The sequence below is a fragment of the Vibrio zhanjiangensis genome (assembly GCF_030161235.1).
GTDB classification, from domain to species: Bacteria; Pseudomonadota; Gammaproteobacteria; order Enterobacterales; family Vibrionaceae; genus Vibrio; species Vibrio zhanjiangensis.
This window is the reverse complement of record NZ_BSPW01000005.1, coordinates 12,912-31,720: the sequence shown is the minus strand read 5'-3', so window position 1 is coordinate 31,720 and position 18,809 is coordinate 12,912. Positions and strand designations below refer to the sequence as shown.

Annotated in this window: 18 protein-coding genes; 6 read left to right on the top strand and 12 right to left on the bottom strand. The window is 41.4% G+C overall.

The annotated features are described in order from the left end of the window. Positions 1-48: 48 nt before the first annotated feature. On the bottom strand, positions 49-3,081 hold the full coding sequence (ydiJ, locus tag QQK21_RS01190) for a D-2-hydroxyglutarate dehydrogenase YdiJ (protein WP_284190376.1): 3,033 nt from the start codon (positions 3,079-3,081) through the stop codon (positions 49-51). Positions 3,082-3,283: 202 nt separating this feature from the next. Between ydiJ and QQK21_RS01185 the strand changes: the two genes are divergently transcribed. From QQK21_RS01185 to QQK21_RS01165, 5 genes are all read left to right on the top strand, one after another. Further along, positions 3,284-3,964 carry a DUF3334 family protein gene (locus QQK21_RS01185; protein ID WP_284190375.1) on the top strand — a complete coding sequence of 227 codons (681 nt, stop codon included), beginning with the start codon at positions 3,284-3,286 and terminating at the stop codon, positions 3,962-3,964. A 149-nt stretch (positions 3,965-4,113) separates the two neighbouring features. Then, on the top strand, positions 4,114-4,809 hold the full coding sequence (locus tag QQK21_RS01180) for a DUF2786 domain-containing protein (protein ID WP_284190374.1): 696 nt from the start codon (positions 4,114-4,116) through the stop codon (positions 4,807-4,809). Between the two features lie 167 nt (positions 4,810-4,976). Further along, positions 4,977-5,645 (top strand): YiaD family glycine zipper/OmpA-like lipoprotein, encoded by a 669-nt coding sequence (locus tag QQK21_RS01175; RefSeq protein WP_284190373.1) that lies wholly within the window; start codon positions 4,977-4,979, stop codon positions 5,643-5,645. 97 nt (positions 5,646-5,742) lie between these two features. Continuing rightward, a complete protein-coding gene (locus tag QQK21_RS01170) occupies positions 5,743-6,792 on the top strand; it encodes a J domain-containing protein (RefSeq protein ID WP_284190372.1) in 1,050 nt (349 codons plus the stop codon). Between the two features lie 159 nt (positions 6,793-6,951). Next, entirely contained in the window at positions 6,952-7,137 is a 186-nt protein-coding gene (locus tag QQK21_RS01165) for a hypothetical protein (RefSeq protein WP_284190371.1), read from the top strand. A 67-nt stretch (positions 7,138-7,204) separates the two neighbouring features. On the opposite strand, the gene QQK21_RS01160 is transcribed toward QQK21_RS01165, so the two are convergent. The 7 genes from QQK21_RS01160 to QQK21_RS01130 all read right to left on the bottom strand — a co-directional run bounded on the left by QQK21_RS01160 (position 7,205) and on the right by QQK21_RS01130 (position 14,052). Then, positions 7,205-9,418 (bottom strand): amidohydrolase family protein, encoded by a 2,214-nt coding sequence (locus tag QQK21_RS01160; RefSeq protein ID WP_284190370.1) that lies wholly within the window; start codon positions 9,416-9,418, stop codon positions 7,205-7,207. A gap of 286 nt (positions 9,419-9,704) precedes the next feature. Next, positions 9,705-10,196, bottom strand: coding sequence for a hypothetical protein (locus QQK21_RS01155; protein WP_284190369.1), 492 nt, complete (start codon positions 10,194-10,196; stop codon positions 9,705-9,707). A gap of 12 nt (positions 10,197-10,208) precedes the next feature. Further along, positions 10,209-10,685, bottom strand: coding sequence for a hypothetical protein (locus tag QQK21_RS01150; RefSeq protein WP_284190368.1), 477 nt, complete (start codon positions 10,683-10,685; stop codon positions 10,209-10,211). A gap of 322 nt (positions 10,686-11,007) precedes the next feature. Beyond that, positions 11,008-11,571 carry a DUF6691 family protein gene (locus QQK21_RS01145; RefSeq protein WP_284190367.1) on the bottom strand — a complete coding sequence of 188 codons (564 nt, stop codon included), beginning with the start codon at positions 11,569-11,571 and terminating at the stop codon, positions 11,008-11,010. Further along, positions 11,568-12,122 carry a YeeE/YedE thiosulfate transporter family protein gene (locus tag QQK21_RS01140; RefSeq protein ID WP_284190366.1) on the bottom strand — a complete coding sequence of 185 codons (555 nt, stop codon included), beginning with the start codon at positions 12,120-12,122 and terminating at the stop codon, positions 11,568-11,570. Before QQK21_RS01140 ends, QQK21_RS01145 begins: the two co-directional genes overlap by 4 nt. Before the next feature lie 164 nt (positions 12,123-12,286). Next, positions 12,287-12,859 (bottom strand): metallophosphoesterase family protein, encoded by a 573-nt coding sequence (locus QQK21_RS01135; RefSeq protein WP_348541450.1) that lies wholly within the window; start codon positions 12,857-12,859, stop codon positions 12,287-12,289. A 707-nt stretch (positions 12,860-13,566) separates the two neighbouring features. After that, positions 13,567-14,052: a GNAT family N-acetyltransferase gene (locus QQK21_RS01130; RefSeq protein ID WP_284190410.1), complete on the bottom strand. Its 486-nt coding sequence runs from the start codon at positions 14,050-14,052 to the stop codon at positions 13,567-13,569. A 266-nt stretch (positions 14,053-14,318) separates the two neighbouring features. Between QQK21_RS01130 and QQK21_RS01125 the strand changes: the two genes are divergently transcribed. Beyond that, positions 14,319-14,702 carry a hypothetical protein gene (locus QQK21_RS01125; protein WP_284190365.1) on the top strand — a complete coding sequence of 128 codons (384 nt, stop codon included), beginning with the start codon at positions 14,319-14,321 and terminating at the stop codon, positions 14,700-14,702. A 73-nt stretch (positions 14,703-14,775) separates the two neighbouring features. Here the strand turns inward: QQK21_RS01125 and maiA are convergent, their stop codons facing one another. From maiA to hppD, 4 genes are read right to left on the bottom strand one after another with little or no spacing between them, the layout of a single operon-like run. Next, positions 14,776-15,429, bottom strand: coding sequence for a maleylacetoacetate isomerase (gene maiA / locus QQK21_RS01120; RefSeq protein WP_284190364.1), 654 nt, complete (start codon positions 15,427-15,429; stop codon positions 14,776-14,778). After that, complete coding sequence (locus QQK21_RS01115) at positions 15,429-16,439, bottom strand: fumarylacetoacetate hydrolase family protein (protein WP_284190363.1); 1,011 nt, start codon at positions 16,437-16,439, stop codon at positions 15,429-15,431. The genes maiA and QQK21_RS01115 overlap by 1 nt, the downstream gene beginning before the upstream one ends. 14 nt (positions 16,440-16,453) lie before the next feature. Then, a complete protein-coding gene (locus QQK21_RS01110; protein ID WP_284190362.1) occupies positions 16,454-17,593 on the bottom strand; it encodes a homogentisate 1,2-dioxygenase in 1,140 nt (379 codons plus the stop codon). Further along, the gene (hppD, locus tag QQK21_RS01105; protein WP_284190361.1) at positions 17,586-18,659 is read right to left on the bottom strand and encodes a 4-hydroxyphenylpyruvate dioxygenase; all 1,074 of its coding nucleotides are present in this window, start codon (positions 18,657-18,659) and stop codon (positions 17,586-17,588) included. The genes QQK21_RS01110 and hppD overlap by 8 nt, the downstream gene beginning before the upstream one ends. Positions 18,660-18,809: the final 150 nt, after the last annotated feature.

Genomic DNA, 18,809 nt, shown 5'->3' with positions numbered 1-18,809 from the left:
TGCCTTATATAAAAAAATAGCCCAGCACAGTGTGCTGGGCCAGATCATTCACACAATCTTTAGTAATGCTTGCAGTGGGTGCTGCATTTTGGTGCTATCAAACCGCTTAACCTGACTTCGACAAGAATAACCCGTAACAAGGCATCGATCTTTAGGCAACTGCTCTATCTGGGGTTTCCAACTTAAACCATAGATATCTCGAGACATGTCAAGTTTATCGACCTCATGGCCAAATGTACCCGCCATACCGCAGCAGCCAACCGGTACGGTATTGAGAGTTGCCCCAAAATGAGTGAATATCCTGCCCCATTCTTTTTCAGCATTGGGCATTTTTGTCTTTTCAGTACAATGAGAAAACAAATACCAAGGTTCCGCTGGTTTCGAAGCAGTAGCTTCAAACTCTTCGAGTCTCGGTTCTAGCCACTCGTGAACATTGAGAACTTTGAAATCCCCTCGTTTTTCTCCCAAGACTTCGTTGTATTCATCTCTGTAACAAAGGACAAGTGCAGGGTCAACACCAACCATGGGTAGGTTGCAGTTAGCGACTTGACGCAAAAAGTCCGCTGTAGTTTCGGCTGTATGCGCAAATCGCTTCAAAAAACCCTTAACGTGTTGAGCTTTGCCATTAGGCTTAAATGGCAGTAAAACGGGCGTTTTTCCAAGTTTAATAAGCAGTTTTGCAAAGTCTTCTACGACATCCGCATCGTAATAGCTGGTGAACGGATCTTGCACAATAACCACATGATTAGCCTTATCATCAGCAGATAGGCGTGTCAGTTCGTCCAAATTAAATCTTTTATAGATGCTCATTCTTGCGTCAAGCGTCGGTACTGACATCAAAGGAAGATCAGTATAGCCAACCACAGAAGTGGTCAATTTCTGCACCCAATTCTGACTCAAAACCCCGTTAACAAAATGTGGTGTTTTCGCCATGAGTGGCAGCAATGATTCGATATTCGCAACAAGATAATCTTTCACTGGACGTTGATAGCGAGAATAATAAATATTTAAAAAACGAGAACGAAAGCTTGGTACATCAACTTTAATAGGACACTGAGTCGCACAGGCTTTGCATGCCAAACAGCCATTCATTGCTTCCAATACTTCATGAGAAAAGTCATAGTCTTTATGTCTAGAGAGCGTATTACGTACTCGTCCAATCATTGACTTTACTGATACTGTACCTGACAGTATTTGTTTCTCCATATCAAGAATATCTACGCCCTGTTCGGTGAGCTGCCTTAACCACTCCCTGACTAAACCCGCCCGACCTTTTGGTGAGTGGCGTCTATCTGCTGTAACCTTCATTGAAGGGCACATTGGTGATGCTTTGTCGTAGTTAAAACATAAACCGTTGCCGTTACACTCCATCGCTTGCTTGAAGCTGTCTCGGACTTCCACATCGATTTGGCGATCGTAATACCCTCGTTTAACTGCTGCGACCTTAACCAGCTCCGCTTGGCTATCAAGTGGTGTACAGATTTTTCCCGGATTCATTTTATTATGAGGATCAAAAGCAGCTTTAACACGCCTCAATTCGGTAAATAATTCATCGCCAAAAAACTCAGGACCATATTCAGAGCGAAACCCCTTACCGTGCTCTCCCCACATCAAACCACCGTATTTGGACACCAGTTTCACCACTTGATCCGAGATTTCATGCATGAGGGTTTCTTGTTTAGGATCGCATAAATCAAGAGCAGGACGCACATGTAATACGCCGGCATCAACATGACCGAACATACCGTAGGAGAGAGAATGAGCATCGAGTAGTTGTCGAAATTCAGCAATAAAATCGGCTAGGTTTTCTGGAGGAACGCAGGTGTCTTCGGCAAAAGCAACAGGCTTAGCACGCCCTTTGGTTGCCCCAAGCAAGCCGACCGCTTTTTTACGCATGTTATAGATACGACCAATGCTCGCGAGATCACGACACACCTGATAGCCGATTACACCTGCCTGCTCTGACGCAATCATTTCATCAAGTCTTTGTGTCAACGCGTTGAGTTGCTGATCGATTTCCTTAGCATCATGCCCAGCATATTCGACCATGTTAATGCCTTGCATCTCTTTGCCAGGGACATCCGTCAGCAAATCACTCACCGTATGCCACACAATATCTTGCTTAGCCAAATTCAACACTTTTGAGTCGATAGTTTCCACGGATAATGCGTTAGCTTGAACCATCAAAGGTGCATTACGCAGTGCCGAATCAAAACTGTTGTATTTAACATTAACTAAAATTCTGACCTTAGGAATGGGAGTAAGGTTGAGTTTAGCCTCAGTAATAAAAGCCAGTGAACCTTCTGCACCACAGAGTACTCGAGTAATATCGAACGAATCTTTTTCCTCATTGATGGCATTGCTGAGATCATAACCCGTTAAAAATCGATTCAGTGGTGGGAACTTCGCTTTGATTTTCTGACGTTTTTCACGGCAAATCTGCTCTGTTATCTTTAACGCACGACTGGCGTAATCTTCTTGCTTTGGCTCGCCTTGAGATAGATCCGATTCGAGCAGTGAGCCATCGATAAGCACAGCTTGGACAGACAAAACATGATCGGATGTTTTTCCGTATTTTAGTGAGCCTTGTCCGGAGGCATCTGTGTTTATCATACCTCCTATCGTCGCACGGTTACTGGTGGAGAGATCTGGTGAAAAGAAGTAGCCATAAGGCCTAATGACATCATTTAACTGATCTTTGATCACACCAGTTTGTACTCTTACCCACCCTTGCTCTTGATTGATTTCGAGCACTTTATTCATGTGACGAGACAAATCAACCATAATGCCACGATTGAGAGATTGGCCATTAGTACCGGTTCCACCTCCACGCGGAGAAAAGGTAATGCGCTCATATTTTTCCTGAGTACTTAGCTTACCTATTAAAACAACGTCTTGTGTCGATTTAGGGTGAACCACAGACTGTGGTAACTGTTGATAAACGCTATTGTCAGTCGCCACAGCCAACCGACTAGAATACTGACTTTCAATATCTCCTTCAAAGCCTGCATTTTTGAGTGCTTCGAGAAAATTGAGAACAACCGGATCGACATCAGATTGAGAATGTAATCTTGGTAACATTTGCTTCCTGCCCCTGCCTTACTGTTCCTAACAGTAAAGGGTCCCAATAAATGGATAATATTTTATGATTTTCGTCACTTTACAACATTTGAAACGGCGAATAAAACAGAAATACGATTTCAACATGGCACTAATCTAATTTCTTATCCACACTTAGTCATTATGAGTTAGTTAGTACGTATTTTTTACAAGAGAGCCATCAATGAAAAAAAATCAAATCATCACCACAGAAGACATTCTTTTAAAACTCTGTCAATCCGTATCAAGCATACTCAGTGAGGCAACCGACTCTGACATCCATTATTCTGCAATGGTGCAAAAAATCACCAAAACAGGGCTCAAACCAGACTTTGGTTGTTTCGTCCTGTTTGATGGCGGTTTCTCTGGATTGGTGGTCATCAACTTCACTTCAAAAGCGGCACTAGAAATTTATACCAACTATATGCGTCACATGGGCATGCCTGAAGAGGAACTTGCAACATTACACACCTCAGATGAGGTTGCAGACGTGTTGGGTGAGCTCATGAACCAAATTGTCGGCGGCTTTACCAACCAAATCAGAAAAGACCTCCAGACCCATATTACGCAAAACCAACCTAAAATGCTGACCTTAAATAAACAGGTCATCTTGTCAGTAGACACCAATCTGGATCGCCCTCAAGCACGCAGAGTGACGTTTTCTACCGAGAAAGGCAACATTTTCTATTTAGAGCTCGCCATGGATAAAACTGAGTTTATTCAACTCGAAGAGTTTGAGTCTCACGAAGAAGAAAGCCCAGATTCCATTCTCGAACAGGCCTTAATGAATGTGAAAGAAGAGAAAGAAAAGAAAGATAAATCAAACTCACAAGCCTCAGATTTAATGGATGACCTAGGCATTTAATCCTTAAACCCATCAATATTCAGCCGCTCAATCCGAGCGGCTAACTCGTTTTTCTATAGTCATATTCTCATTTCAAGAGTTTCGTTTTAGTGTCAGAAGAGTTAAAATAATCGACTTATTTGCAAAATGGTAAGAATCTCTGGTTGTCGATGGATAAACAAAAAGCCCTAAAAAAGATTGCGAAATGTCTTGAACTTGGTAACTCTGCTAATGTAAATGAAGCCGCGAATGCGATAAAAATGGCGCATCGTCTCATGCTCAAATACGGCTTAGATAAAGATGATATTGAATTCATCAAAATGGGCAAAACTCAATCGACACATCTTCTTCCCTCCAGTATTAGCTCTACCTTGCTGCGTATTATTCGTGGTATCAACACAAAATTTGGTGTTGAAGCTGTGCTCACCAATCACAAAGGGCTAAAAAGAGCCGAGTTTATTGGCGAAGCAGACCGGGCTATATTTGCAGCTTTTGCCTTTGATATTGTTTATCGCGAACTAAACGAACAGTCAGGCAAATTTCGTAACAGCTTCGCCGGTACTGGCACATCCAATGCTGAAGTCACTCGCCGTGTTAACTCGTTCGTCTCCGGTTGGGTCGAAGGTGCACTTGAAAAATTGCCAATGATCAACCCAGATGAAGAATCGTGCAAAAAAATTGACGATTATATCGACAAAGAATTTAAGAACATAGATAGAGAAACGTTCAAAAAGCAGCTTAAGGAAGCAATGAAAAACTTGACCGCTGATTATGAAGTCGGCCTCAAGAAAGGTCGTTCTGTATCTGTTAGCCGCCCTATTAACGGGACACAGGCTCCCAAAAAGCTCAGTAAAAAATCTCCGTAGTTTACGAAAGGTGGTCAAATACCAACCACTTATGTCTGAAGCTAGCAAATATTCAGTAAATTGATGCATGATTAATTGACATAAATATCAACCAAGGCATTAATTGGTTTGGTACCGAAATTTGCACACTGGTACACCCCAAAAATGACCATACATGGAGATGTTTTGTGAATAAATTAGCTTTAGCAGTGGTGGTAACTGCCTTGCTCTCTGGTTGCCAAGCAACCCAACGCGAAAATGCAACAACCGGTGAAAGCGAGACAAACTCAGCGACTAAAGGGGCACTAATGGGTGCACTTGCGGGTGCTGCTGTAGGCCTAGCCACTGGTGATGACGCAACCGAACGTCGCCAACATGCGTTAATTGGCGCTGCTGGTGGGGCTGCCATTGGTGGTGGTGTAGGTTATTACTTCGATCAACAAGAAGCAGCATTGAGAAAAGAGCTATTAAACTCTGGTGTCCAAGTTGAGCGCGTGGGTGAAAATCAGCTTATGCTCCGTATGGAAAATGGCATTGGCTTTCAATCAAACGATTACAACCTTGATTCAAGCATCCACAAAACCCTCCAAGGTGTGGCCAAAATCTTGGTTGAATACCCTGATACTAGCTTAGTTATCGAAGGTCATACTGATAGTACTGGTAGTGATACGACAAACCAAGTGCTCTCTGAGCGAAGAGCTGAATCCGTACGCTCTTATCTCATCTCGCAAGGCGTTGCCTCTGGTAGAGCCATTGCTCGCGGTAACGGCGAACGTTTTCCTATTTGCTCTAACGACACTACTGAAGGGCGAGCTTGTAACCGTCGAGTGGAAATCAAAATCCTGCCACTCAAATAAAAGGCATCGATCTGACTTATTACTGTCTTTTTCTCATTATTAGAGAAATACATTACACTATAGGTCAGGTCGGTCAGCTTAATTCGCAAGGAATGCCTTGAAATTTGTCAGCTTTTCATTGCTATTGTTCTGCACTTTTTGTGGAGCACAATCTATTGACGCTTTAACAACCAAAGCGCAGAACAATGACGTTCAGGCTCAAATTCAGCTTGCTGAAAGATATCTAACCACTTCCTCTGCAACTTCTCGCGTTGACGCTCTGTATTGGTTTGAACAAGCAGCCAACAATGGCAGCTCTCAGGCTGCTGCGCGACTAGCCACTCTTTACCTTGAGGAAGGTGCTTCAAAACGAGACATTCAAGAGGCCATATATTGGTTAACTCGACTCGCCCTAGAAGGCAGTACAGAGGCACAAATTAATTTAGGTAAAGTCTATGAGAGTTTACCTGAGTTACCCAAGAGTCTAGATTTAGCCGAAGTATGGTATCGCACGGCATTGGCGGGCAACAAGCAGGCAGAGGAGGCTTATGCTGTTGTACTCGAAAAAAAATTTAATGCTCAAAGAGCCAAGCAAATATCCTCAATAGAGCAATTAGAAATTCAGTTTAATGATCTTAGTCTTAAGCTCGATCCCATCGCTAAACAAGTCTTTGGTTCATCGGTAAATAACGACAGCCTAATCTATACGCTTCTAGGTTTCTCTCTCCTCCTTATTATGGTTATCATTTGGTATAAGATGAAGTTACGTAACCTTTCTCTTCAAGTAGGAAAATTTGGTACAGACACAGATACCGAGAAACGTGATCTACAGGCTCAGTTAGCAGAAAAAAGCCACCAGCTTACTCAGCAGAAAAAGCAGTTAGAGACCCTATATCGACAATTCAAAAAAATTCAATCTTCACAGCAACACACTACGACTAAATCGGCCCCCGTCACTCCAGCAAAAGATCAAAAGCTTTCCCTCGCCTGCGCTTTATTTGGCTTTCAGATCAATGCTATTCCGAACGAAAAGAACATCAAAATTCGCTACAAACAACTATGCAAAATTTATCATCCTGATCTGAAAGGTAGTGATGAAGAGATGAAGCGCCTCAATGGTGCACTTAAAATTATTCTTCACCATGTCAATGCCCCACTGCAAAGATAATTTGATGCTCTCATCCTACAAAATCTCAACTTCATAACCTGCTCACTGACGTAATCGATTTCTATCCCAATTCAAATAACAAATAGTTAACTTTTATTTATTGGGTATGTAATAATCCGCGCCGAAAATGACACCGCTGAATAGCTCTAGGAGAGTAGGATGTTTACTATCGAAGGTGTATGCGACTGGTGCAAGAAACTAAGCCTATTAACTAAACATGAATATATAGACGGGCTTTGCCATCACTCATGTGAAAAGTGCAATGACATTGCAAGAGCGGATGTTCGCCAATTTAATTTTGCCGAACTTCAACAACAAGAAAAAAACCGCCAGATACCAAACTAGACATACCCACTATTCGTTCAAAATCATGGTGCGTACATACCAAATAAAAGTATGTACGCTCTCTCACTTAGTATGCCAATAGGTTCAATCTGCTTTCACTAAATCTTAAACGAGACAAGGACATATCCCTTTCTCGACTCTGAGTTAAGTCCACAGATTTAATATAGGGTACGCTGTTATTCTCTTCAGATCTCTCCCACATCTGTATATAAGCTTCTGCAGAATTCATAATCCCTTCGTACACCCGTGTAGAGCTTCGCTCTCGTATATCTTGAATATGATCAGCAAGCATACCGTAATGTGCCATCCCTTCTTGATTAAAATCAAACACGCGATTGCCTGATACTTGCTTGCTAAACACTAAACCAAACTCTGAGACAAAAGGATATTTAAGAGGATGACTAGATACATCAGGTCTTGGGCCCGGCTGGGTACCTAAGCCATTCATATCTGTGCCTACCCCGACTCCTGCAAGGTATGGCGTTTTGTCTAACTCATCAAGATACCTAGATACCTTTATTTGCATTTGGTAAGCATCTCCATTGTATGGACCCACAAAGCCTCCAGCGTGAATCAAGCGCTTAGTATTATTATGTAGCCCACCATTTCTTGATGTATTCATCCAGCTATGGGATGAAATCACGCCGCTGTATTGCCGTTGCTCGACAATATCCATCACGGTCGTTGCCGTATCTACGCTCATATGATCCATCTCAATCAACATCTTTTTGTCAATCATTCTATTGACTAGATACTCTCCCAATGGACTTAAGCCGTGCTGATTACAATGCAGAATGCTTTCATCATATTGAGGGTTTAAGTGAGCGGCATCGAGGATTTCCTTTATAAAGGGAAGTTGCCCAATCAAAGGAAAACCGGGGTAAAAACGCTTATCCGTACCTGTCTGTGCGTCACACTCTTTAGTCTCGAAAAAGTATCCTGTAGAAAGCAGCTGGCCGATATTAATAAACTCATGTTCAACCCGAGAGCCTGCAATTTGGTTGTCAAATTTATGAGTTGGGAAAACCACTCTCACACCAAAGTCATAAAGCTCATTGAGTCCCATCTCTATCGTTGCTCGATTGCAGACATCCTTTTTACCACAATTTAGGGTTTCAGACGCCTCAACCCCCATTAGCACCGCCATTTTTCCTTCTGCAATCACTTGCCGAGCTTCGCTAGGTGACGTGACCAAGCGGAAAAAACCTTTACCTATACCCCCCGATTGAGCATCTATGTAGTCTTGCATTTGTTGAAGTCTTTCGATCTGTAGCCGTATGCTGTCCATAGTGTTACAGCTATTCGGATCTATCCAGCTACCAGGGTTGACCGTTGATTGAACATGACAAAGGACTTCATTTTCCACCAAATGACTGACCATCAACCGAAGCCCAGACAAATACGCCCGTTCAATCCATTTGTAGTAGTACCCCATATGGCTCATTTCTTTATGATTTGGCCAAAAAGGAAAGTCAGGCCAGCCTCGAGTATCGTACCTGTATGCAATATCGTTGAAAGCCAGTAGATTACCAATTATATCAAGTGAACCATTGGGGCCATGAGACTCTTCACTATCTTTTAGCGCGACTTCTACACCCCACGGGTGAAACGGCTTACCATGCATCATTTTTCCGCCCATAAACTCATAAGATGTGATATGAGTATGAGGATCCACGTACCCTCGAATAGGCTGATTCACGTCGCCGGTTAACACAGTACGATCCCCTGCAACATTTACCTCTACTTCTGGAAAAACTTTACATCCAGTTTGCTCAACCAGTAGAAATTCGCTCTCACTATTTTTGTCCTTTGGATTGAGCAAATTAAAAAAATACAGCCCACCATCGTTCCAGTTATGCCTTAGCCCCATTTTTAGTGCTTTGTTATAGAGCCGAAAACGATACTCACCGCTATAGACTGATGACGAAACTACCCACTCCGCGAACGTCCCTACATATCGCCCTGCACTTACCTGTGCAGGTAAATGACTGGCAAGAAAACGTCCATCTCTGTCGGTCAGAAAATAGGTTGAAAATGATGTCGGCTTCATGTAAAACCGCTCAGCTTGGTCTACAGTCACTGGTTCAAACTGATAAATCAGACCCTCATTAACAGGCCCTCCTTTATCGTATTTGGTTAGAAATGTTCCATTTTGGGTAGATTGGATGGAATAGCACCCTTGTGCTAGTTGATTTACTACTTCGTTGGTATGTTCGGCATAAGTATTCGCAGAAACAGCAACAGCGCAAAATACCAAGCCAGAGCAGAGAGTCTTTTTCATGATGCTCTTTTCCTTGTTATTTGCAATAAGCCTTACTACTGACGTTGAGGTTGATACTCAAAATAAAAAATGTGACTTAAATCGTATCAACATTAACAAAATAGTCAGAAAAAGACACAAGTTCCAGAAGCGGGTCAATTTAATGGGGTTATTGGGGTTAATATGTCATATCGCATAATATCCACTATCAGCGTCGAAAGTGGATAGCCCCTCGCGTTATACTAAGGGGCTTAAGTACTTTAACAATGGATAAGACAAACTCTATTGACGCTGTATTCAGCACGAACTAATCAACGGTATTCATCAAATTTTTTCTTTCAGAGAGTAAATTTTGGATCACACCACCTGTAATTGCAGATACCAAAGCAAGTAACTTACCATCGATGTAGTAAGACAGAATAGCGATCACTAAAACAAAGACCAATACATACAAAACGTTCAATCTTTTAATTGAATTCATTTTTTTGTTCAGCAGCAATAACTGTTCTTTCTCAAGTTCGATTTCACTCGAGGTTTCAAACTCATTAATGTCAGCTAGCTGACTGAGGAACTTGGTTTCACTTTTGATAAGGTTTGTCTTTATCGCTTCAATATCAATGATTTGATTTCTGATTTCTGAACTCAAGCGACTCAAACGGTGCGACATAGTGTCATAGAACACTTCATTAATTGTCGTCACCGCCAGCAGCTTAATGTCTTCATCTTTTTGAACAAAAATGGCGTTGTAAAGGTCTGGTGACACCTCTTCGATAACATTATCTAGATTAAGCTCATTCATTATCAAGTTCCCTTAAATGCTGTTTCGCTCATTAATCAAACTATTTATGACACCACCAGATATTGCTGAAACTAATGCTAAAACCGATTTATCTAGGTAGAAAGCACCGACAATAACAATAACTAAACAAAGTATGATGTAAAAATAGTTCGTAGAAATCACACTCTGCCTAATGAGCATCGCCATGTATTTCTTCTGCAAACGGATAGAGATCTTGTTCTTAATCTTGCGGCGAATCTGATTCTTCTTGTAATCCCTTATATCTTCTTCACAACTTGCCAAAAGAACGCCGTCAGGATCGTCAAGAATCCGCTGTTCAAACACTTTAATCACTTTGCGCTCGCTGCGGGAATCTATACATAAGTTTTTTCGAATAACTCGAATTAACTCATTGTAAAAAGGAGATTTATCATCAAATATGACCTGATTCGTAATAGGTGCATATTTACGGATGAATTCAACCGCCTGTGGATTTGTAATTGAGTTCATAACTGCCCCTCCCTGATTCAGTTTAGTTACAAACAAAATTATTACCAAAAAACAAAATAAATGAGACACATGTCACATATGAGATATGACCAGAAAAAAATTTTAACATTAAAATAAAAGCATATAAATCAATAACTTATAGCTATATCTATTCCGGTTTCATCTTAAAAATAATTTATTTTCCTCGTCGCTAATTTACTAACAAGTAGGCACATATCCAACCTTTACCAGCCTATTTCACTCACTACTTGCACCTATTGTGGCCAAATAAAGCCCGTTGACTCAAAGCCTCAGGGCTTGGTTATATCAGTCAATTAAGCAGTCATAGATGCTGTGTACTGGATACGGAATCTTGGTGACTCGGTAAACGTTTTGGTAGGAGGATCGCCGCCGCGACAAATGCTATACCAATAATAATGGCGATCCATGGAGTCTCAGTTGGATTCGCTAGTGCAGCTTTGCCACCGAGTATTGCTTGGAACAAGCCAAAGGCAGCTAAATACTCATAGAGGGCTGAAAACACTCCAGCACCAAGTAGACCACCGACAACAAAGAACAGCGCATCTTTTCGCCCAGCACCTAAATTGGTTACTCCTGTTCCAGGGCACATTCCGGACAAAGCCCAACCAATCCCTAGCAAGACACCACCTAGGATAACACCCAAATACATCCCTTTGACACTGAGATGCGATGGATCAAAAACACCAAGAGCGATACCAGAAAAATATACTGTTGAAGACAAGCCAATGGCCAAAATGATTGTCTTGGCAAGGCTAAGATCACGTAATGTCAGCATATCAACAATTTTATCTGCGTGAGTGGCTCCAACTCGGTACAAAGTATAACCAAACAAGGAACCTAATATAACCGCGAGTACTAGATTCATGACGCATCTCCTTTTCTACTGTAAACAATAATCGCAGTAGGTACTGCCGCAGCAAATGCAGCTAAAGCAAAAAGATAGCCACTCACTGAAGTTTGCATCATTCCACTCATCATATGGCCAGAGGTACATCCTCCTGCCATTCTTGCACCAAATAGCGCTAGAAATCCTCCAACAAAGCAGATCCAATATCGTGCCGCAGCATTATCACCAAATCTATTCACATGCACTTCGGGTAGGTCTGGCATCCTGTGCTTACGTGAAGCAATAAAACCACCCAAGATCATACTAAGGACAAAAATGAAGCCGTAATTCATGGGCTCCGCTGCTGATTTTGCGTATTTGCCACCAGATTTTGCTAAGTAAGCATTACTGCTGTTGTAGCCACTTTTACTGGTTGCATCCTGATATATCAAGCCGTCATCAAAAACGTCCATTACCACGGCGTCCAAAATGACAAACTGCGTTGATACACCTATTGGTTTCACAAGCACTATGGCGAGAAGAAATACCGACGCCAATGCTACACCACCCATCTTCCAATCAAGAGTCATGTTGTTCTCCTTCAAACCACATTCATCTTAATTATATTAAAATAAACTAAATTAGCAAATACTAATTTACCTTGGGTGACCACGTTAAGTTGATTCAAATTGCATTGTGTCAGACATTTCTAGCATAACTACCAAAAAAACTCAGCAATTGCGGCTATGTTCGCTTATCGAAATGTGGCAGAGCATTCGGTCCTTTCGGGTATTTTAATCTCGTGAGATTCTATATCCTCACCAACGTCAATCATGACTGCTCCAATTCTATTGGTTTTTGCAAGTACTTTACTGTGATGATCAAATCCATAGGATGTAGATGGGCTCATCGTTTGAGTTGTACCTTTTACCTTGGTCTTAATAAATGAATGACCATGACCACATATAATATGTTTAATATTGGTATTATTTAATACAGATTGAGCCACTTCATTTTGGTTCTCTAATCCTATTTTATTAAACCAATCCGTGCCATTTTCAAAAATTGGCTGATGTATTACTATAACAGTTTCTTTTTTGGCATTTTTAATTTTTTGTATGTCATGATCACTTACCCGACCCGCCCCTAACATCATTTCCTTTTTCGGTTTTTTACTAGAGTCAATAAAGATGAAATTAAATTTATCTATTGATAAATACTCATCTATTTTAATTGATGTATCAATGAAAGCAGACTTCATCATTTCTATATCATCGTGATTCCCCGCTATTGCATATATATTGGATGAAGCAATATTATTAGATATTAATTCGGAAAAAACCTGATATTACTCTATTGATGGACTTTCACAAATGTCTCCAGTTATAAATAGATAATCAAACTTTATTTTATTAATAAAGCTTAATATATATTCTAGATCTTCTATACTATTAATTTTGCTTTTGTTGAAATGACAATCACTTATTTGAACTATACTTTTCATTATTAATAATCTCAATTAAAAAAGCCGTTGGTAAAACCAATATTAACTGGCATACTATTTTCTTTATTGTAGCAGTGATTATCTGTATATTTAATTTTTCTATAATCTTCTTCATATGTGACCCAAGTCAATATTTTATCTAAATAAATCATTTAACATCCAAATGAAAAATTTAACATCGAGATAATAAACAATTTATTTATTATCTCAAGGTATTGATCATATTTTAACGTAAAGAATACTAGTGCCGAGAGTGGCGTAAGATCCCTCGCTTTCGAATTGCCTTCTGTCGCTGGAACAATGCTGGACGGGAACTATATTATCTTAGTGAGCTGAATGAAAATATCAGCTAGTTTTACGCTATTATTTTCAGACAAGGAATTTTATTATGCGTAATGTAATTTTTTACACCTTATATTTGGTGGCCGTCTTTACGCTCATCAGCGCTACATACTACTTTCTAGATATCACTCAACCTTATCTTGTTGGGACTGCTTATGAATAGCTACCTAACTGATTGCCAAGACTTACTAAATAAATTTTAATCCTTTTGCTACTTCCCAACGAAAGTATGGTCTTTGGTCTTCCATGCGTTCTATCTCTGCACCAAGCTTTTTATAGAAGTCATGTGCTCTTGTGTTGTGGGGACTGGCTGTCCAGGCAATGTGAGACACCAAATCAGAATCAGCCAGGTCTCTAATCGCTACCATAAGTTGATTCCCATAACCTTTCGATCGTTCCTCTACTAATACCAATAAGTCATCTAGCCAAATAGATGCATACCCGCTAAAAGAGGAATATCGATAGTGAAACAATGCGAACCCTAATACTTTTTCTTCACACTCAATCAATAAAGCATAGGCATAAGGAGTGTCTGAGAACAACGCACGCTCAAGTTTTTCTTCTGTGGTGGACACTTCACCAAAGTACCCTTTCATACTTCGATCAAATTCAGCTTTGAGCTTGATAAGCTCAACAAGCGTCTTCACATCTTTCTTCATCGCTTTTCTAATCATTACAGCACCAAACCACACTATGTTGATAACCACCCAATCTACTTCATATCTGTATTCTTTACCCATTCCAATAGCTCCAAAATTGAAGACGGGTCAAATTTTTGCATTATTTAAGTAACCACATGAAATTAATAATTATTTGTCTTGTTCCTAGTCATAATGTTCCTCGTATTTAATCTGGAACATCGCTTGTTAAGAGGTGAGAAGCACGAGTGATTTATTGTCTCACATATGGCATTTATTCAATTGAACTGGAAACAATATTTATGATTAAAAACATTACTATCGCACTAGGAGCTGGATTTGTTGGCAGTGTCGCTAATGTCGCAGCAATTTACCTTATCAATCCATTACAAGGTCTGGCTTCGCCAGATCACCTTTTTGTCTACAAACAAGTATTTTGGGGGGGATTATGGGCATTGCTTTATTGTATTCCTTGGTTTCAAAAAATGTGGCCGATCAGAGGTATCGTAGTTGGCCTTGCGGCGAGTCTATGTACATTTTTTGTTTTTCAAGCCATACCCGTTACTCCAGTCAATCTTATCAAAGCCTTTGTGGTTAATGCGATTGCTTGGGGGATGCTTTCTTCCTACCTCTATCAAAATGCTTCAGTTGGTACAGCTGAGCGTAAGGCTTTAAAGACCACATAATGAACAACCCATGGTGCGGCAACAGTGCAATATGGGTTGCTTTTGGATACAAGAGCAATAAAAGCTAGTCCACTTAGCTCAGAACGGCGTCCGGTTGGTTTTCTGGCGCCGCATCAATAAAAGCGGGAAGCTCCCTCAATGAAGCCGTAAGTTCTCGTATTACAGGAAAGCGGCTTAGATCAACATTAAAGCGTTCGGCGTTATAAACTTGCGGTACGAGACAAACATCAACCAAGCTGACTTCATTACCCACACAATATATGCCTTTTGTTCGAGCCAGCTTTTGTTCTAATGCCTCAAAACCTAGAGTAATCCAATGCCTGTACCAATTTGATTTGTCTGACTCTTCAACAGAGAGCTCACCCGTCAAATATTGCAAAACTCTTAGGTTATTAAGCGGATGAATATCTACTGCAATATCCTGAGCTAAGGCTTTAACGAGGTAACGTCTCTGCCTATCGAGCGGTGTCAATAGTACGGTTGGATAGGCCTCATCAAGATAGTCCGCGATAGCCAACGATTGATTCAGCTGCATGTCACCATCAACCAAGACTGGTACAAGCTGACTTGGATTCAGAGACTTGAAATCACTTGCATGCTGCTCACCACCATTTTTGACCAAGTGTACGGATTTTTGTTGATACTCAAGTCCTTTGAGATTTAATGCAATCCTTACTCGATACGCTGCCGATGAACGCCAATAACCATAAAGAGTGATATTGGACATCAGTATTTCACCACTTTTTGCTCTATCGAGCCAAAAATTGAATCACCTGCTTTGTCCCTCATTTCAATCTTTATGGTGTCGCCAAACTGCATAAATTGCGTAGCCGGTTTGCCATCTCGAATGGTTTCAATCATTCGTACTTCTGCAATGCATGAGTATCCCACCCCACCTTCTTTTATTGAAGTGCCATACTCTGTACCTTGTTTGTTGGATACCGTACCAGACCCAATGATTGCCCCAGCGGATAAAGGCCTAGTCATAGCAGCGTGCGCTACTAACTGAGGAAATTCAAACGTCATATCGACACCCGCATTCGGGCAACCAAAAGCTTCTCCGTTGTAGTAAGAGAGTAAAGGTAAGCAAACTTTGCCACCATCCCACGCATCACCTAGCTCATCAGGTGTAACGGCAACAGGCGAGAATACCGAAGAAGGTTTCGATTGAAAAAAACCAAATCCTTTAGCAAGCTCGTTAGGAATTAAGCCTCGCAGCGACACATCATTCACTAACATAACAAGGCGAATCGAATTAGCCGCTTGCTTAAGGCTTGCACCCATAGGTACATCGTCAGTGATCACAGCAACTTCACCTTCAAAATCGATTCCCCACTCTTCACTTCCAACAGGAATGTCATCGCGTGGGCCAATAAATGCATCAGAGCCTCCTTGGTACATCAAGGCATCTGTCCAAAAACTAGGTGGCATTTCAGCACCACGAGCCTTACGCACTAATTCGACGTGATTTACATAAGCACTGCCATCGGCCCATTGATAGGCTCGTGGCAAAGGCGATTCACATGCATCTTGCTCAAACGGCATAGCATCAAGCACGCGTCCTTCATTTAAGGCAAGATAAACTTCATTAAGCTGGGACTCTACCTTATCCCAATGATCAAGAGCAAATTGGAGCGTTGGTGCAATATCTTTGACTGCCGAACACACGCTAAGGTCTCGACTTACAACCACAAGCTGACCGTCACGGGCTCCATTTTTTAGGGTGGCTAACTTCATTATGATTCCCTTAATTATTTCTCTGGATGTGATTTCCAGCTGTAAACGTATTCCTGATTTTCAACCAATTGTGCTTCATCACTAAAACTAAGCGCATGGCGAGTGTCAATCATTACCGCAACTTCATCAGTAAATTTCTTTTTGTACTCTCGTCCTGCCTTAAATGCTTTCGGATGTGGGCCATGCGTGAAACCCGCTGGGTGAAAAGTCACCATCCCAGCTTCGATATTATCTCGACTGAAAAAATCACCGGCGTGATAGAAAAGCACTTCGTCATAATCATCATTGTTATGATAAAACGGTACCTTAAGCGCCCCAGGATCGCTTTCAATTGGCCTCGGCACAAAAGTACAAACAACAAAACCTGCACCAACAAATGTTGTATGAGCAGAAGGTGGCAAATGATATCGATGTGACATTAAGGGCCTGATATCACGCCAGTTAAGCTTCACGACGGCCAAATCACCGTGCCAACCAACAGCATCAAGGGGGTTGAAAGGATAAGTAATCACACTCACCTGACCATGCCTTTTGACTTGGACTTGAGTTTGCTGCTCTGAATACTGATCTTTGAACCTCTGGTTGATTGAGGGTACCTCCAAGACCGCCGGATCGAAAACCGCATGATTTCCTACCATACCTTTATCGGGCAGCGAGTAGGCTGAATCGGTATTTTCAATCATTAAAATGAACATAGGTTCTAGAGGTTCGATACGCCAATTCGTTGAGCGTGGAATAACAACATAATCCCCTTCACTCACTTCTAGGTGACCATAGTCACTGTACAAATTCGCTTGACCTTGATGTATAAACAATAGTTCGTCGCCATCGGCATTACGCACCAAAAAATCCATTTTTTCATCAAGGCGCCAAGTACGAATCTTACAATCGTTATTAAATAGGAGATCAGGTACTGCCCACGGAGAAATCTGCGCTGCTTTTTCAACTAAGTTGAAATTGAAAGCTCTAGGCCGCAGATCGCCCTCCCATTCAATCCAACCCGTAGGGGCGTGTTGATGATGAAAATGTGAGGCAGGGCCGAAGAAACCACTTCGGCCTGTTTCACGCTCGAAAATTGCCTCTTCCGGAAAGTCTGCGTGCGCCTGCTTGGAGCACACTCCCTCCCGGTGAGGGAATGTCATCCACTTATGCATCGCTCAATACTCCTCGGCGAATTTGATCTTCTTCAATCGACTCAAATAAGGCCTTAAAGTTACCTTCACCAAATCCTTCATTTCCTTTGCGCTGAATGATTTCAAAGAAAACAGGGCCAATCACTGTTTGAGTAAAAATTTGCAGCAAGATACCATCTTTTAAGGGCGCTCCGTCAATGAGGATTTGCAGTTCCTTTAACCTATCAACATCTTCCGTGTGACCTTCAACTCGAGAGTTTACTTTCTCATAATATGTGTCAGGCGTTGGCATAAACTCCATGCCTCGGTCACGTAACGTTTGCACAGTCTGGTAGATATCATTTGTCGACATTGCGATATGCTGAATACCTTCACCATTGTATTCGCGAATGAACTCTTCAATTTGTGATTTGTCGTCAGAAGATTCATTGATCGGAATACGAATTTTACCGCAAGGTGCTGTCATTGCGCGGCTGACCAAACCTGTCAGTTTACCTTCAATATCAAAGTAGCGAATTTCACGGAAGTTACCGATGCGCTCATAAAAACCTGCCCAAGTGTCCATATTGCCTTGTTTGACATTGTGTGTGAGGTGGTCAATTTCAAACATGCCTACATCTGCTTTTTTCAATCTCTCATCGGCATCATCATAGAAATTGAAATCAACGTCATAAATACTCTTCTTACCGTAGCGATCAACAAAATACAGTAAACTTTGACCGATGCCATAAACGGCTGGAATGCTCAGTTCCATTGGACCAATTTCCGTCTTATACTCTTCTGCCCCATTTTCAAGCGCGTGGTTGAGTGCAACTGCAGCATCTTTGACACGAAATGCCATACCACAGACTGACGGGCCATGAACTTTGGCAAACTCTTCAGCTTGACTGTGAGGCTGAGCGTTAATGATGAAACTGATGTCACCCTGACGATATAACCATGCTTCTTTTGAGCGATGCTTAGCAATTTCTGCAAACCCCAAAGAAACAAACAAGGCTTTCAGTTGACCAATCCCCTCTTCTGTCGCGGCTGTGTATTCGACAAATTCAAATCCATCGGTTCCGAGTGGGTTATATTCTTGAGTCATTGCTTTTTCCTCTGTGATTCATTGATGTCCCTTCCTAATAACTTGTACTAACTTTGACGTTAAGGGAATAAACTGTAATCAAATGACCAAGTCTGGAAAAAACGTGATTTTTGTAAACAAAACGTAACATGGCGTGGTTTTGTCAAAAAA

Excerpts from the sequence above, each read along its gene's own strand:
- QQK21_RS01150 (WP_284190368.1), bottom strand. The coding sequence starts at position 10,685 with ATGAACTCAATTACAAATCCACAGGCGGTTGAATTCATCCGTAAATAT.
- QQK21_RS01110 (WP_284190362.1), bottom strand. The coding sequence starts at position 17,593 with ATGCATAAGTGGATGACATTCCCTCACCGGGAGGGAGTGTGCTCCAAG.
- ydiJ (WP_284190376.1), bottom strand. The coding sequence starts at position 3,081 with ATGTTACCAAGATTACATTCTCAATCTGATGTCGATCCGGTTGTTCTC.
- QQK21_RS01185 (WP_284190375.1), top strand. The coding sequence starts at position 3,284 with ATGAAAAAAAATCAAATCATCACCACAGAAGACATTCTTTTAAAACTC.
- QQK21_RS01165 (WP_284190371.1), top strand. The coding sequence starts at position 6,952 with ATGTTTACTATCGAAGGTGTATGCGACTGGTGCAAGAAACTAAGCCTA.
- QQK21_RS01130 (WP_284190410.1), bottom strand. The coding sequence starts at position 14,052 with ATGATTAGAAAAGCGATGAAGAAAGATGTGAAGACGCTTGTTGAGCTT.
- QQK21_RS01115 (WP_284190363.1), bottom strand. The coding sequence starts at position 16,439 with ATGAAGTTAGCCACCCTAAAAAATGGAGCCCGTGACGGTCAGCTTGTG.
- QQK21_RS01125 (WP_284190365.1), top strand. The coding sequence starts at position 14,319 with ATGATTAAAAACATTACTATCGCACTAGGAGCTGGATTTGTTGGCAGT.
- QQK21_RS01160 (WP_284190370.1), bottom strand. The coding sequence starts at position 9,418 with ATGAAAAAGACTCTCTGCTCTGGCTTGGTATTTTGCGCTGTTGCTGTT.
- QQK21_RS01155 (WP_284190369.1), bottom strand. The coding sequence starts at position 10,196 with ATGAATGAGCTTAATCTAGATAATGTTATCGAAGAGGTGTCACCAGAC.
- hppD (WP_284190361.1), bottom strand. The coding sequence starts at position 18,659 with ATGACTCAAGAATATAACCCACTCGGAACCGATGGATTTGAATTTGTC.
- QQK21_RS01140 (WP_284190366.1), bottom strand. The coding sequence starts at position 12,122 with ATGACTCTTGATTGGAAGATGGGTGGTGTAGCATTGGCGTCGGTATTT.
- maiA (WP_284190364.1), bottom strand. The coding sequence starts at position 15,429 with ATGTCCAATATCACTCTTTATGGTTATTGGCGTTCATCGGCAGCGTAT.
- QQK21_RS01180 (WP_284190374.1), top strand. The coding sequence starts at position 4,114 with ATGGATAAACAAAAAGCCCTAAAAAAGATTGCGAAATGTCTTGAACTT.
- QQK21_RS01145 (WP_284190367.1), bottom strand. The coding sequence starts at position 11,571 with ATGAATCTAGTACTCGCGGTTATATTAGGTTCCTTGTTTGGTTATACT.